At 70.4% G+C, this 14,430-nt stretch carries 11 protein-coding genes; 10 read left to right on the top strand and 1 reads right to left on the bottom strand.

Features of this window, described 5'->3' with window-relative positions; all coding sequences use genetic code 11:
* The first annotated feature begins 2 nt into the window (after positions 1 to 2).
* The 3 genes from BKA05_RS03940 (at position 3) to BKA05_RS03950 (ending at position 4,000) form a co-directional block, all read left to right on the top strand.
* Entirely contained in the window at positions 3 to 506 is a 504-nt protein-coding gene (locus BKA05_RS03940) for an acyl-CoA thioesterase (protein ID WP_343045510.1), read from the top strand.
* Between the two features lie 118 nt (positions 507 to 624).
* Positions 625 to 2,073, top strand: coding sequence for an LCP family protein (locus BKA05_RS03945; RefSeq protein WP_179530272.1), 1,449 nt, complete (start codon positions 625 to 627; stop codon positions 2,071 to 2,073).
* A gap of 427 nt (positions 2,074 to 2,500) precedes the next feature.
* On the top strand, positions 2,501 to 4,000 hold the full coding sequence (locus BKA05_RS03950; protein ID WP_179530273.1) for an HNH endonuclease signature motif containing protein: 1,500 nt from the start codon (positions 2,501 to 2,503) through the stop codon (positions 3,998 to 4,000).
* A 19-nt stretch (positions 4,001 to 4,019) separates the two neighbouring features.
* Here BKA05_RS03950 and BKA05_RS03955 read toward each other — a convergent pair whose 3' ends face one another.
* Complete coding sequence (locus BKA05_RS03955) at positions 4,020 to 4,784, bottom strand: DUF3626 domain-containing protein (protein WP_343045511.1); 765 nt, start codon at positions 4,782 to 4,784, stop codon at positions 4,020 to 4,022.
* Between the two features lie 64 nt (positions 4,785 to 4,848).
* Here BKA05_RS03955 and BKA05_RS03960 point away from each other — a divergent pair, with 64 nt between their 5' ends.
* The 7 genes from BKA05_RS03960 (at position 4,849) to BKA05_RS03990 (ending at position 14,422) form a co-directional block, all read left to right on the top strand.
* The gene (locus BKA05_RS03960; protein WP_179530274.1) at positions 4,849 to 5,781 is read left to right on the top strand and encodes a glycosyltransferase; all 933 of its coding nucleotides are present in this window, start codon (positions 4,849 to 4,851) and stop codon (positions 5,779 to 5,781) included.
* Positions 5,778 to 6,686: a glycosyltransferase gene (locus BKA05_RS03965; protein ID WP_179530275.1), complete on the top strand. Its 909-nt coding sequence runs from the start codon at positions 5,778 to 5,780 to the stop codon at positions 6,684 to 6,686. The genes BKA05_RS03960 and BKA05_RS03965 overlap by 4 nt, the downstream gene beginning before the upstream one ends.
* Before the next feature lie 6 nt (positions 6,687 to 6,692).
* The gene (gene glf / locus BKA05_RS03970) at positions 6,693 to 7,883 is read left to right on the top strand and encodes a UDP-galactopyranose mutase (RefSeq protein WP_179530276.1); all 1,191 of its coding nucleotides are present in this window, start codon (positions 6,693 to 6,695) and stop codon (positions 7,881 to 7,883) included.
* Positions 7,880 to 9,871: a glycosyltransferase gene (locus BKA05_RS03975; protein WP_179530277.1), complete on the top strand. Its 1,992-nt coding sequence runs from the start codon at positions 7,880 to 7,882 to the stop codon at positions 9,869 to 9,871. The genes glf and BKA05_RS03975 overlap by 4 nt, the downstream gene beginning before the upstream one ends.
* A complete protein-coding gene (locus tag BKA05_RS03980; RefSeq protein ID WP_179530278.1) occupies positions 9,864 to 10,754 on the top strand; it encodes an ABC transporter permease in 891 nt (296 codons plus the stop codon). Before BKA05_RS03975 ends, BKA05_RS03980 begins: the two co-directional genes overlap by 8 nt.
* Positions 10,751 to 11,551, top strand: a complete 801-nt coding sequence (locus BKA05_RS03985) for an ABC transporter ATP-binding protein (protein ID WP_298755948.1) — start codon at positions 10,751 to 10,753, stop codon at positions 11,549 to 11,551. The genes BKA05_RS03980 and BKA05_RS03985 overlap by 4 nt, the downstream gene beginning before the upstream one ends.
* A gap of 135 nt (positions 11,552 to 11,686) precedes the next feature.
* A complete protein-coding gene (locus tag BKA05_RS03990; protein ID WP_179530279.1) occupies positions 11,687 to 14,422 on the top strand; it encodes a peptidoglycan recognition protein family protein in 2,736 nt (911 codons plus the stop codon).
* The last annotated feature ends 8 nt before the right edge of the window (positions 14,423 to 14,430 follow it).

A 14,430-nucleotide genomic window follows, 5' to 3' on the forward strand; every position in this document is an offset into this window, starting at 1 on the left:
CTGTGGCCTCCCTCGACGCGCGGTCCCCGGCCTTCGCCCGGGTCTCCCTGGCGGTGATGACCCACTCCCCGCAGGCCAACCTGCTCGGGAACGTCCACGGTGGCGAGATCGTGAAGCTCGCGGACTCCACCGCGGGTGCGGTCGCGCAGCGGCACAGCGGCGGCCCGGCCGTCACGGCGGCACTGGACGAGATGGTCTTCCTGGCCCCGGTCCACGTGGGCGACATCGTCCGCACGCTGGGGCAGGTCAACTGGGCGGGGCGCTCCTCCATGGAGATCGGTGTGCGCGTCGAGGCGCAGCCCTGGAACGACCCGAGCGCCGACGGCCTGCACGTCGCGTCGGCGTACTTCGTGTTCGTCGCCATCGACGAGGACGGGCGTTCTCGCGAGGTGCCGCCGCTGGTCCCTGACACCGCCGACGACCTGCGCCGGCACCGGGAGGCCGAGATCCGTCGGGCCCACCGGCTGGCGCGCAAGGCCGAGATCGAGGCGGGTCGGCGCGCCTAGGAAGGACGCGTCAGCGGACTTCCTGATGGTGGTCGAGCGAGCGGCGCGGCTGAGGGACGAAGGCGCGACCCGCGTGTCGAGACCCGTGGGGCGCCTGTGACTGGTGATACTGCTGGGCATGCCCGTCCCTTCCCCCGGGTCGCCCGTCCAGGCAGCGCGCACCTCGGTCGCCGAGCGTGCCGCGCGGATCCGGTTCCGTCGCGCCCTCTCGCTGATGGTGATGACGCTGCTGGCGCCCGGCTCGGCGCAGCTGGCCGCGGGCGGCAACCGGCGCGTCGGGCTCGTCGCGCTCCGGACCTGGGTGGCGATGTGGCTGCTGGTGCTCGTCGGCGGGGTCGCGGTGGCGCTGGACCACGGGCTCGCGCTCACCCTCGGCTCCACCCCCTGGTTCCTGCTGCTGCTGCGCCTGGCCCTGCTGGTCGGCGCGATCGGGTGGGCCCTGTTGTTCATGGACGCCTGGCGCCTGGGTCAGCCGCTCACCCTCGGGCTGGCGCACCGGCGCGCGGCCGTGGGCGTCAACGGCGTGCTGTGCCTCTCCGTCGCAGGCGCGCTGCTCTTCGGTGCGCACGTGGTCGGCGTCCAGCGCGACCTGATGCTCACGATGTTCGGCTCGGGGCAGGTCACCGACGCCCACCACGGCCGCTTCAACGTCCTGCTGCTCGGCGGTGACTCCGGTGCCGGGCGCTGGGGCCTGCGCCCCGACTCCCTGACCGTCGCCTCGATCGACGAGGTCACCGGGCGCACGGTGCTGGTCTCCCTGCCGCGCAACATGCAGAACTTCCCCTTCGAGGAGGGCTCTGTCATGGCCGAGCAGTTCCCCGAGGGCTTCGACGCCGACTACCTCAACGGCGTCAGCACCTGGGCCCAGGACAACACCGAGCTCTTCGAGGGCAGCGACAACCCGGGCATCGACGCCACCATCTCCGCCGTCGAGGGCATCACCGGCCTGCGCATCAACTACTGGGCGATGGTCAACCTGCAGGGGTTCAAGGACCTCGTCGACGCCGTCGGCGGCATCACCTTGAACGTCCGCCAGGCCATCCCCGTCGGCCTGCCCCACGACGACTTCTTCCGCTACATCGAGCCCGGCACGCGCAAGCTCTCCGGCTTCGAGACGCTCTGGTACGCCCGGGCCCGCTACGACTCCGACGACTACTCGCGCATGGCGCGGCAGAAGTGCGTCATGAACGCGATGCTCCAGCAGGTCAGCCCCAGCGTCGCGCTGCGCAACTTCCAGTCCATCGCCCAGGCCTCCTCCGAGCTGATCTCGACCAACGTCCCCGCCTCCGAGGTCGACACCTTCCTCGAGCTGGCGCTGAAGGCGAAGTCCCAGAAGATCTCGACGCTCTCGATCGTCCCGCCGATGGTGAACACCGCCGACCCCGACATCGACCTCGTGCACCGGAAGGTGACCGCCGCGATCGAGAAGGCCGAGGGCACCGCCGCCCCGTCGAACGGGAAGACCTCCAAGAAGAACGCCGACGCCCCCGTCACCGGCGGCTCGCTCGGCTCGCTGTCGCAGGGGTATGCCGCCAACCAGGCCGGCGACCTGGCCTCCGCCTGCTGAGTCCTCCGCCCCTCCGCTGGTCGAGCCCCCTGGTGGTCGAGCAGGCGAGCGTCAGCGACCGCACTGGTGGTCGAGCAGGCGAGCGCCAGCGAGCCGTCGTCGAGACCCCGTACGCCGCCAAAGCAACCTCCCCCACGGGGCGACTGGAGGGTCTGTCGTGACCCCCTCTCACGCCACGCCCTCCGGTCCGCTTCGACTCCGTGGTCGGCGTGGGTGGGCGCCTGGACGTTCGCGCTGCAGCAGGTCCTTCATTTGACGAAGGCGTGCTTGCGGTGGGCATTGATTTCGGTACCTGGTTGCGGTCCGGTCAAACGGTCCGGCATTGCTGAGGTGCTCGCTTGGGTTGCGGCTGGATCGTCCTCCACAGATTCACTTCGGAGCCCTCACGACCATTCCGTTCGAACACTTGTTCTAGTAGAATCTGGTCATGGCACTCGGGCACCAGGATCACTCGGCACAGGACACCGCTCCTGTCCCGACCGGTGACCTGCTGTCCCTCGCCGTCGCGCAGAAGCAGGCCGCCGACGACGCCGACCGGCAGCTCTTCATCACCGTCGCCGCCTGGGCCGACCGCCACACCACCGGTCAGCTGCTCCCCGACCTCTACGGCACCTACGGTCTGCCCGACGACAACGCACTGACCGAGGCCGAGAACGCCTGGGTCGCCCGGTTCGGGATGTCGGGTGCCGACACCATGCTCGAGCTCGCCGGCCCCGGTGCCCCCGAGGTCAGCGAGTTCGCGGTCATCGAGCTCGCCGCCGCCCTCGGCCGCTCCACCGACTCGGGGCGGATGCTGCTGTCCGATGCCGTTGAGGCCCGCTACCGGCTGCCGAAGTGCTGGCAGCGCCTGGTCGACGGCCAGGTGCAGGTGTGGCGGGTACGCCGGGTCGCCGACCTCACCCGCACCCTCACCGCCGAGGCCGCCGCGTTCGTCGACGCCCACCTGGCCCACGTCGTCCACACCGCCTCCTTCGCCACCGTCAAGCGGCTCGTCGCCGAAGCAGCCGCACGGTTCGACCCCGAGATGGCTGAGATGGAAGAGGTCGACACCGCAGCGTCCCTGCACGTCCACCTCGACCTCACCACCGCCTGGTCGATCGGCACCGCCAACGGTGTCCACCTGTCGGGTCTGCTCGACCGTGCCGATGCCGAAGAGCTCGAGGCAGCGATCCGCACCATCGCCGACCAGCTCGCCGCCGCCGGATCCACCGACTCGTTGGACGTCCGCCGCGCCAAGGCCCTGGGCTACCTCAGCCGCGGAGACCTCACCCTCGACCTCGACACCTCACCGGCCGAGCCAGGTGGTCGTGCAGCGACGAGCGCCAGCGAGGAGCGGGCGTCGAGACCACCCCGCTCGAGCCGTCCCCGCCAGGTCGTCCTCCACCTCCACCTCTCAGACGCCGCCCTCCGCGGAAACGAAGGACCCGGCACCCCAGAGATCGACCCCGACACCGGCCGGCTCGGTCTCCACCTCGCCCGCCTCGAGAACCACCACCAGACCCTCACCGCCGACACCGTCCGCGAGTGGCTCGCCGTCCCCGGCGCCAACATCGTGGTGAAGCCGGTCGTGGACCTGCACGACCAGATCGCCGTCGACGCCTACGAGATCCCCGACCGCATCAGCCAACGCGTCAAGCTCAAGCGCCCTACCTGCGTCTTCCCGCACTGCACCCGCACCTCAGCCAAGGTCGACCTCGACCACATCGAGGAGTACGTCCCACCCGACGAAGGTGGACCACCCGGGCAAACATCAACAGCCAATCTCGCCCCCCTGTGCAGACGCCACCACCGAGCCAAGACCCACCCATCCCCGAGCTCGACCAGCACCAGGTGGGACTACCAGCAGCTCACCCCCACCACCTGGCTCTGGACCAGCCCCCACGACATCCGCCTGCTCGTCCACCCCGACGGCACCACCGAGCTCTGAGGTTCGGACGCGCTCTGCGTCAGCCGGGGAGCTGTCGGCCGAAGCGTGCCAGGCAGTGCCACACCTGCTTCACGTGCTGGGCGGGGTGCTGGCTTGCCCGCGCTGCCCGCCCCACGAGGTCCGGGGTGAGCCGGTCGCCCAGCGTCCTGGCCAACCTGACGATGTGTGCACCGCGGTAGTCCGGGTCGATGGCGTCAGGAGAGACCGAGAAGCCGGGATGGAACTCGACAGCGCAGCCGAGCCGGTGAGCCGCCGCCTCGACCTCGGTGTCCGCGAAACAAGGGTCGAGGACCACGGCCTCGACGTCCCGATCGAACCTCACGCCCCCGTGCACATGGGCCTCGACGCAGTCGTCCAGCTCGTCCATGCCGGACTCCTCGGCCAGCCGGCACAGGTGTGGCAACTGGTCCGGCCCGCCGACGTCGACCGGCTCGAAGACCGAGTCGGGGAAGCAGAAGGTGCTGCGCGCAGTGACCTCGGGCCGCAGCCGGAGATGGGCGGAGCCGAAACGGACGGCTCCGCCGTACGGGTCGCCCGCCCGGTTCCAGGCGCCGTACACGGGCCGCTCGGAGGCGGGCGCGTCGTCGTAGCGACCCTCGAAGAGCCGGCTCTCCCAGCGCCAGCGGTCCCCACCGGGGTGCGCGGTCAGGCCGCCGTTGGAGATGCCGGTCTCGAACTGGGAGCGATAGGCGCCGTCGCGCGCCATCGACTCGACGACCAGGCCGCTGCCGTGCGGCCAGTTCGGGTGGAACTGGACGGTCACTCGCTGCGTGCCCCCGGTCACGGTGACAGGCTAGCCAGCGCGCGCCGTGGTGCCGTGCGAGCGCGACTCTCCTAGGGTGGCGCCCGTGCCGACCGACCAGCCCGTACGCCGTGTGGTGGCCGTCGTCGTGACCTACAACCGCCTGCGGCTGCTGGAGCCCCTGGTGGCGCGGCTGACCGAGGTCCGTGAGCGGACCCCGGCGCTGGTCGACGTGCTGGTGGTCGACAACGCCAGCACCGACGGGACGGGGGAGTGGCTCGCGGAGTGCACGGAGGTCACCAGCCGGACGCTCCCGGACAACCGCGGAGGCGCGGGCGGCTTCCACGCCGGGCTGCGCTGGGCCGTGGAGGAGACCGACGCCGACCTCGTGTGGCTGATGGACGACGACGGCCTGCCCGAGGTGGGATGCCTGGAGCGGCTGCTGCGCGAGGACGACCTCGACTTCTGGGGGCCCCTGGTCGTCGACGAGCAGGACACCGGCCGACTGGTCTTCCCGATCCGGCTGCCGGGCGGCACCCGCGTGGTCCGTGCGCTGGCCGACGTCGAGCGCGCCGGGGGAGCGCGGCAGCGCATCGACGAGATCGTCATCCCGTTCAACGGGGTGCTGGTGACCCGCGCGCTGGTCGAGCAGATCGGCTACCCGCGCGAGGAGTTCTTCATCTGGGGCGACGACCACGAGTACCGCCTGCGCGCCGAGCGTGCCGGTGCCCGGATCGCCACCGTCACCGACGCCCGCGTCCACCACCCGTCCGTGGGGGAGCTGGGCACGCCGATGATGGCCGGCCGCACGACGTACAACCACAGCCCCAGCGACCTGAAGGCCTACTGCATGGCCCGCAACAACACCCTCAACCTGCGGGAGTACCGCGGTTGGGTCCACGTGCTGCTGTTCTGGGCCAAGACGGTGTGGTTCTACCTGCTCACCCGCCGCGACCCGGCCCGCCTCGCGCTCAGCGCCCGAGCCGCGTACGCCGGCCTGCGCGGCGACTTCACCGGCCACCGGAGGTACCTGCGGTGAGCACGGAGACCGTCGCCGTCGTCGTGGTGACCTTCAACCGCGCCGACCTGCTCACCGGGATGCTCGACGGCCTGGCCGCCCTCGAGCACCGCCCCGACGCCGTGGTCGTGGTCGACAACCACAGCACCGACCACACGCCGCAGGTCCTCGCCGACGAGCAGGCCCGCGCCCGGCTGCCCCTGCAGGTGATCCGCACCGAGGAGAACCTCGGCGGCGCCGGCGGCTTCCACCTGGGCCTGCGCACCGCCTACGAGCAGGGCTGGGACCGCGCCTGGCTGATGGACGACGACGTCGTCCCGGCCCCGGACTGCCTCACCGTGCTGATGGCCCAGGACGAGGACTGCCTCACCAGCGTCCGGGAGGACTCCCACGGCCGGCTCTGCGAGAAGGCCGCCACCCGTTTCGACCTGACCCATCCCTGGGCGATCAAGCCCAAGACGGGCATGGTCGAGGACTTCGGCTCCCGAGCAGCCATGCCGGAGCGGGTCGAGGTCGAGAACGTCGCCTTCGAGGGCTTCATGGTGCGCCGGTCGGTGGTGGCCGAGATCGGGCTGCCCGACCCGACGTACTTCATCTTCTACGACGACGTGGACTTCGCGATCCGCGCCCGGCGCAGCGGCCGCCGCATCTGGGCGGTGCGTGACGCGGTCCTCGTGCGGCAGCTCGACTTCGACCAGCAGCACGACCTGGCCGGGTGGAAGGGCTACTACATGTACCGCAACCTCTTCGCGGTGCACCTGCGGTACGGCGAGAACCCGGCCGTCCGGCTCAAGCCGCTGCTCATCGTGCTGGCCGTGCTGCTGCTCGCTCCCGTGCGCGGCGGACGGGCGGAGGCGGGCAACGTGATCCGGGCCATGCGCGCAGCGTGGGGGATGCGCTCGCTGCCCCCGTCGTCCGTAGACTGACCGATCGTGTCAGCCCCAGATTCCCCCGAGCTCCCTGACCTGGTCGTCGTCGGCTCCGGCTTCTTCGGTCTCACCGTCGCCGAGCGCTGCGCCACCGAGCTCGACCTGAAGGTCCTCGTCCTCGAGCGTCGTCACCACATCGGCGGCAACGCCTACTCCGAGTTCGACGAGGAGACCGGGATCGAGGTGCACAAGTACGGCACGCACCTCTTCCACACCTCCAACAAGCGGGTGTGGGAGTACGTCAACCGGTTCACCGACTTCACCAACTACCAGCACCGGGTCTTCGCGAAGTACCAGGGGCAGGTCTACTCCTTCCCGATGAACCTCGGGCTGATCAACCAGTTCTTCGGCAAGTCCCACACCCCTGACGAGGCGCGGGCGCTGATCGCCGAGCAGGCCAGCGAGATCGCCACCGAGGACGCCACGAACCTCGAGGAGAAGGCGATCAGCCTCATCGGCCGCCCGCTCTACGAGGCGTTCGTGAAGGGCTACACCGCCAAGCAGTGGCAGACCGACCCGAAGGAGCTCAGCGCCGACATCATCACGCGGCTGCCGGTGCGCTACACCTTCGACAACCGCTACTTCAACGACACCTACGAGGGGCTGCCGGTCGACGGCTACACCGCGTGGCTGGAGCGGATGGCCGACCACCCCAACATCGAGGTCCGCCTCGAGGTGGACTTCCTGGACGTCCGGCACGAGTACGTCGGCAAGGTCCCGGTCGTCTACACCGGCCCGGTCGACGAGTACTTCGGCAACTCCGAGGGCCGGCTGTCGTGGCGCACCATCGACCTGGAGGCCGAGACCGTCGACGTCGACGACTACCAGGGCACCGGCGTGGTCAACGCCAACGACCAGGAGCTGCCCTACACGCGGACCCTGGAGTTCAAGCACCTCCACCCCGAGCGCACCTACCTGCCCGGCAAGACGATCGTGGTCCACGAGTACAGCCGCTTCGCCGAGCAGGGCGACGAGCCGTACTACCCGGTCAACACCGCCGCCGACCGCGAGATCCTGATGCGCTACCGCGAGAAGGCCAAGGCCGAGGACATGGTGCTCTTCGGCGGCCGGCTCGGCACCTACCAGTACCTCGACATGCACATGGCCATCGGTTCGGCGCTGTCGATGTACGACAACAAGATCAAGCCGCACTTCGCCGAGGGTGCGCCGTTCGCCAGCGGAGGTGTGGCATGAGCACGCGCAGGATGCTCCAACGGCAGATCATGCCGCTGGACCGCGACTTCGACGTCCTGGCCCTCTACGTCGACCCCGAGGAGGCCCGCCTCGACGCCGACAAGTACGAGGTCGGCGGCAACCGGGCGGCCAAGGACCTCAACAACGCCGCGGTCCGCCAGTCCACGAGCACCGGCAAGAGCCTGCACCCCGACCAGATCGAGTCGCGCACCGCGCTGAGGGTGCCGCAGGGCGAGAAGCTCTCCTTCGGCACCTACTTCAACGCCTTCCCCGCCTCCTACTGGCGGCGCTGGACCGTGGTCGACGCGGTCCGGCTCAGCGTCACGCTGCGCGGCGAGGGCGCCACGCTGCTGGTCTACAAGTCCATGGCCCGCGGCCACGCCCAGCGCGTGGACTCCGCCGAGACCAGCGGCAGCGGCGCCCAGACCTTCACCTTCGACCTCACCCTCAAGCCGTTCATCGACGGCGGCTGGTACTGGTACGACGTCGTGGCCGGTGACGGCGACGTCGTCGTCGAGTCCGCCGAGTGGACCGCCGAGGTGCCCGAGGACCGCGCCCAGCACGGCACCACCGACATCGCCATCACCACGATGAACCGCCCCGACTTCTGCGCCGAGCTGCTCGTCCAGCTCGGCGAGGCCGAGGAGCTGCACCCCTTCCTCGACACCGTGATGGTGATGGAGCAGGGCACCGACAAGGTGACCGGCTCCGAGCACTTCGCGCGGGCCGAGGAGCTGCTCGGCTCCACGCTGACGGTGCTCGAGCAGGGCAACCTCGGCGGCTCGGGCGGGTACGCCCGCGGGCAGCTGGAGTCCGTGCGACGGGGCTCGGCGACGTACTCGCTGATGATGGACGACGACGTCGTCTGCGAGCCCGAGGGCATCATCCGCGCCGTCACCTTCGCCGACCTGGCCAAGCGCCCCACGATCGTGGGCGGCCACATGTTCAACATCTACAGCCGCTCGCGCCTTCACAGCTTCGGCGAGATCGTCCAGCCGTGGAAGTTCTGGTGGGAGAGCCCCAAGGACACCTTCCCCGACTGGGACTTCGCGGCCCGCAACCTGCGCTCTGCGCGCTGGCTGCACAAGCGCGTGGACGTCGACTTCAACGGCTGGTTCATGTGCCTGATCCCGCGTGTGGTGCTGGAGGAGGTCGGCCTGTCGCTGCCGCTGTTCCTCAAGTGGGACGACTCCGAGTTCGGCCTGCGCGCCCGCGCGCACGGCTTCCCGACCGTCACCCTGCCCGGTGCGGCGGTCTGGCACGTCCCGTGGACGGACAAGAACGACGCGGTCGACTGGCAGTCCTACCTCCACCAGCGCAACCGCTTCGTCGCGGCGCTGCTGCACTCGACGTACCCCAACGGGGGTCGGATGGTGCGCGAGAGCCGCAACCACCAGATCGCCCACCTGGTCTCGATGCAGTACTCCACCGTCGAGATGCGTCACCAGGCGCTGCTCGACGTGCTCTCCGGGCCCGCGCACCTGCACCAGCGGCTGCCGGAGACGCTGACCTACGTCAACGGCATCCGCAAGCCGTTCCAGGACGCCAAGCTCGAGGTCGACCGCGACGCCTTCCCGCCGGTACGCCGGGAGAAGCCGCCCCGCAAGGGCCGCGACTCCGCCGAGGTCCCCAGCCGCGTCTCGCAGCTGGTCAGCGCCGGCCTGCAGCCGCTGCGCCAGCTGAAGAAGCCGCGCGACCTCTCCCGGGAGTTCCCCGAGGCGGAGGTCCGCGCGATGGACGCCAAGTGGTACCGCCTGGCCTCCTACGACTCCGCGATCGTCTCGATGAACGACGGCACCTCGGCGGCGTTCTACCAGCGTGACCCCGAGAAGTTCCGCGAGCTGCTCTCGAAGACCCTGAAGCTGCACGAGCAGCTGAAGAAGGAGTGGCCGCGCCTGGCGCAGGAGTACCGCGCCGCGCTGGGCGACATCACCTCGCCGGAGACCTGGGAGCGCACGCTGTCGCCGTGGATGGGCGCAGATGAGTGAGGCGGGCAGGAGCGGGTACGTCGTGGACGCACCGCTCGCGCCGCCCACGGCCACCCAGGGCCTGCTCGAGGTCTTCCGGCGCCGCTACCTGCTCAAGCTGCTGGTGCGCCGAGAGATCAACGCGCGTTACTCCGGGTCGTTCCTGGGGCTGATCTGGTCCTACATCAACCCGCTGTCCCAGCTGTTCATCTACATCGTCGTCTTCGGCGAGCTCCTGGACCGCGGGCGCACGGAGCAGTTCCCGATCCACATCTTCTGCGGCCTGATCGTCGTCCACTTCTTCGTGGAGACCTTCAACGCCGGCACCCGCTCGATCGTGCGCAACAAGGCGCTGATCCGGAAGATGGCGCTGCCGAAGGAGATGTTCCCGGTCGCGTCGATGATGGTCTCGCTGTTCCACGTCGCGCCGCAGCTGGTCATCCTCACCGTGACCGTGCTGATCGTCGGGTGGTCGCCCTCGGCCGTGGGGCTGGGCTCGTTCGTCCTGGCGCTGGGCATCGTGATGGTGCTGGGCACCGCCCTGGCACTGATGTTCAGCGTCGCCAACGTCTACTTCCGCGACTTCGCCAGCGTGGTCAACATCATGACCAACTTCGTGCGCTTCGGCGTGCCGATGATCTACCCGTACTCCATCGTCAGCGAGCGGTTCGGGCCCGCCGCCGAGTACTACCTGTGGAACCCGCTGTCCAACGCCGTGCTGCTGGTGCAGCGCGCCTTCTGGGTCGGCACGACCGAGGACCCCGCGGCCACCGCCGCCACCGAGCTGCCCGACCACCTGATCGGCCGCGGTCTGCTCATGCTGGGCATCTCGGTCGTGCTCCTGGTGGTCGCCCAGTTCGTGTTCCGCCGGTTCGAGAACAAGATCCCGGAGCGACTCACGTGAGCCCGATCGGCAGCACCGACGCCTACTCCCCGGACACCTCGATCGTCGTCGAGAACGTCACGAAGACCTTCAGCCTGCGCTACCACCGCACCTTCAAGCAGGTCACGGTCGCGAAGTTCCGCGGGCAGAGGACCAAGGACGAGTTCAACGCCGTCGACGACGTCTCGTTCACCGTCAAGCAGGGCGAGTCGATCGGGCTGATGGGTCTCAACGGCTCCGGCAAGTCGACGCTGCTCACGCTCATCAACGGCACGATGAAGCCGGACTCCGGTCAGGTGCTGACCCGGGGCCGGATCGCCGGGCTCATCGCGACCGGCGCCGGGTTCCACCCGCAGCTCTCGGGCCGCGACAACATCTACCTCAACGCGGCGGTCTTCGGGCTGACCGAGGAGGAGACCAAGGACCGCTTCGACGACATCGCCGGGTTCGCGGACATCGGTCGGCACCTCGACTCGCCGGTGGGCAACTACTCCTCGGGCATGAGCTCGCGGCTGGGCTTCGCGATCGCGATCAACGTCGACTGCGACATCTTCCTGGCCGACGAGCTGCTGGCGGTGGGGGACAAGCCCTTCAAGCGCAAGTGCATGTCGAAGATGGAGGAGGTGCGCGACTCCGGTCGCACGCTGTTCTACGTCAGCCACGCCGCGGGCTCGGTACGCCGCATGTGCGACCGGGTCCTGGTGCTGGAGAACGGCCGGCTCGGCTTCGACGGAGACGTCGACGAGGGCATCAAGTACCTCCACTACGACTCCGACGACGAGAACAACGACGACGACGAGCTCGGCGCCGACGTCTAGGAGAAAGTCGGACCCGCTCGGCGTGTCGAGTGGAAATTACACGTTTGTAGTTACTCACGAACTCTTCCGTGACGTATGTGACTCGTGTGAAAGTTGCGCGCAGTGTGAACTTCCCCGCGCACGCAAAGGTCCTCGATGTCGCTCTTCCGGTCCCGGTTCGTCACCGCCTGCCAGCAGCTGCTGGCGCTCGGTGCCGTCCTCGCCGTCCTCACCCCCGCCGCCAGCCTGATCAGCCTCGACGTGGTGCGTCAGCCGCCTGCCGGGAGCACGGTCACGGGCACCGACGCGGGTGCGCTGTCGGCGTACGGCAGGGTGGCGCGGCGCAGCGCGACGCTGCCGGTCGGTGCCGTCGACCCCGTCGTGCGGGAGGTCTCCCTGACCGGCACCGCGGCGGCCCGGGCCGTCGCCGGCGGCGGTGAGCGGCTGGTCAGCCGCCCCGAGGTCGTCACCGGTGAGGGCATGGTGGGCGTCACCTGGGCACACGGCGCCGACGTCGACGAGGACGACCTGGCCATCGCGGCCCGCACCCTCGTGGACGGCGAGTGGTCGGACTGGGCGGCGCTGGAGTACCACGAGGAGCACGGCCCCGACCCCGACTCGCGCGAGGGACGACTGGCCCGCCCCGGCACCGAGCCGTTGTACGTCGGTGAGGTCGACCGGGTCCAGGTGCGGGTGGTCGACTCCGCCGGCGCCGCGCCCGCCGACCTGCGGCTGGCCGTCATCGACCCGGGCACCCCGACCCGTACCACCAGCCAGCGTGCCGCCCTGGACACGACGGACTCCACTCCCGCGGAGCCGGCGGCCCGCGGCGGCGTGACGCCCGAGCCGCAGATCTTCTCCCGCGCTCAGTGGGGGGCCGACGAGCGGATGCGCGACAAGAGCTCGCTGCGCTACTACGAGGTGCACGCCGGCTTCGTGCACCACACGGTCAACGCCAACGACTACAGCCGCGACGAGGTGCCGGGAATCCTGCGCAGCATCTACGCGTACCACACCAAGTCCCGCGGCTGGTCCGACATCGGCTACAACTTCCTCGTCGACCGCTTCGGCCGGATCTGGGAGGGCCGCTTCGGTGGGGTGGACCGCCCGGTCGTCGGTGCGCACACCCTCGGCTACAACGACTACGCCTTCGCGATGTCGGCCATCGGCAACTTCGAGCAGGTCAAGCCCAGCCAGGCCGTGGTCGAGGCCTACGGTGCGCTCTTCGCCTGGAAGCTCTCGCTGCACGGCGTGGACGCGTCCTCGGGCCAGCAGCAGGTCGGCTCCAAGACCTTCCCGGCGATCAACGGCCACCGCGACGCCGGCTCGACCGCCTGCCCCGGCCGCTACCTCTACGACCGGCTCGGTGACATCCGCACCCTCGCCGCCGCTGCGCAGACCGGGTGGGAGGGACGCGACCTCGACTCCGACCTGCTCGGCACCCCGCACCCCGACGTCGTGGCGCGCCGCACCAGCGACCACCGCGTCGTCGTCATCCCCACCGGCGGGCTGACCAAGGTCCGCAAGCCGGTCGTGGACTCCACCGGCTGGGCGGCGTACGACGCCACGCTGGTCTCGCCCGACCTGACCGGGGACGGCCGACCCGACCTCCTCGGGCGCACCGGTGACGGGTCCGTCGAGGTCCGGGTGGAGGGCCAGGTGCTCCGCACCGCCACCGCCACCCGTGGCCACGACCTGCTCGCGGCCCCTGGTGACGTGGACGGGGACGGCCTGGGCGACCTGGTCGGCCGCGACGCCGGCACCGGGCGTCCCACGCTGTTCCGCGGTCGCGGCAACGGTGGGTTCGCCGCCGCGGCGATGAGTGGTGACTGGCGTGGCTACGATCTGCTGGCCGGCGTCGGCGACCTCGACGGTGACGGTGTCGGCGACCTGGTCGCCCGCGACGCCGCCGGCTCGCTGTGGCTGCTGCCCCGCGGTGGTGCCGGCACGCCGAGCCTGCTCGTGCAGGGCGGCCCGCGCTACGACGCGGTGACCGGGTCGGCGGACTGGAACGGTGATGGTCTCGTCGACCTCGTGGTGCGCCGTGAGGGCGGCCACGCCTACGTGCTCCCGGGCCGCGGTGACGGCACCGTCGGCGCGGCCCGGGGTCCGGTCAAGCGGCTCAAGGGCCGCGGCGACCTGTCCGGCGCCGGTGACCTGGCCGGCTCGGCGGCGCCCGACCTGGTCTCCCGCCGGGGCGACCAGATGCTGGTCTTCGCCGGGACCGGCACCTTCGACACCGGCGCGGTCGTCGAGACCAACGTGCGCGCCAAGGGCGCCGACCTGGTCCTCAACGCCGGCGACTGGGACGGCGACGGGCAGGGCGACCTGATCGTGCGCCAGCGCAAGAACGGCGCGGTCAAGGTGCGCACCGGCGACGGGCGGGGCAGCTTCGCCAGGGCGGTCAAGATCGGCCACGACATGGGCGACGTGCGGATGCTCGAGGTCGTCGGCGACATGACCGGCGACGGCTGGCCGGACCTGATGGGTCAGCCCGTCGGCGGGGCGATGCGGATCTACCCCGGCCGGGGTGTCGAGCCGCTCGGCCCCTCCTACCAGGCGCACTCGGCGGTCTCGGGGACCCGCCAGGTGGGCGTCGGACGCTGGGACGGCGACGGAGCGCCCGACACCCTGGTGCGGCGCGGCGACGAGCTGCTCGTCTACACCGGCAACGGCCCGGGCGGGCTGACCGGTGGGCGCGCCCTGTCGCTGGACCTCTCCGACTACGACCTGCTGACCGGGGTCCCCGACGTCACGCTCGGCAACCGGCCGGACCTCGTGGTCCGCGAGCGCGGCACCGGCCGGCTGCTGCTCGTCGAGAGCCGCGCCAACGGGTTCAAGGCGCCGCGGGTGATCGCCGACGGAGCGGAGGCCTACGACCTCGTGGACTGATCGATGAC

Source organism: Nocardioides marinus (assembly GCF_013408145.1).
GTDB lineage: Bacteria > Actinomycetota > Actinomycetes > Propionibacteriales > Nocardioidaceae > Nocardioides > Nocardioides marinus.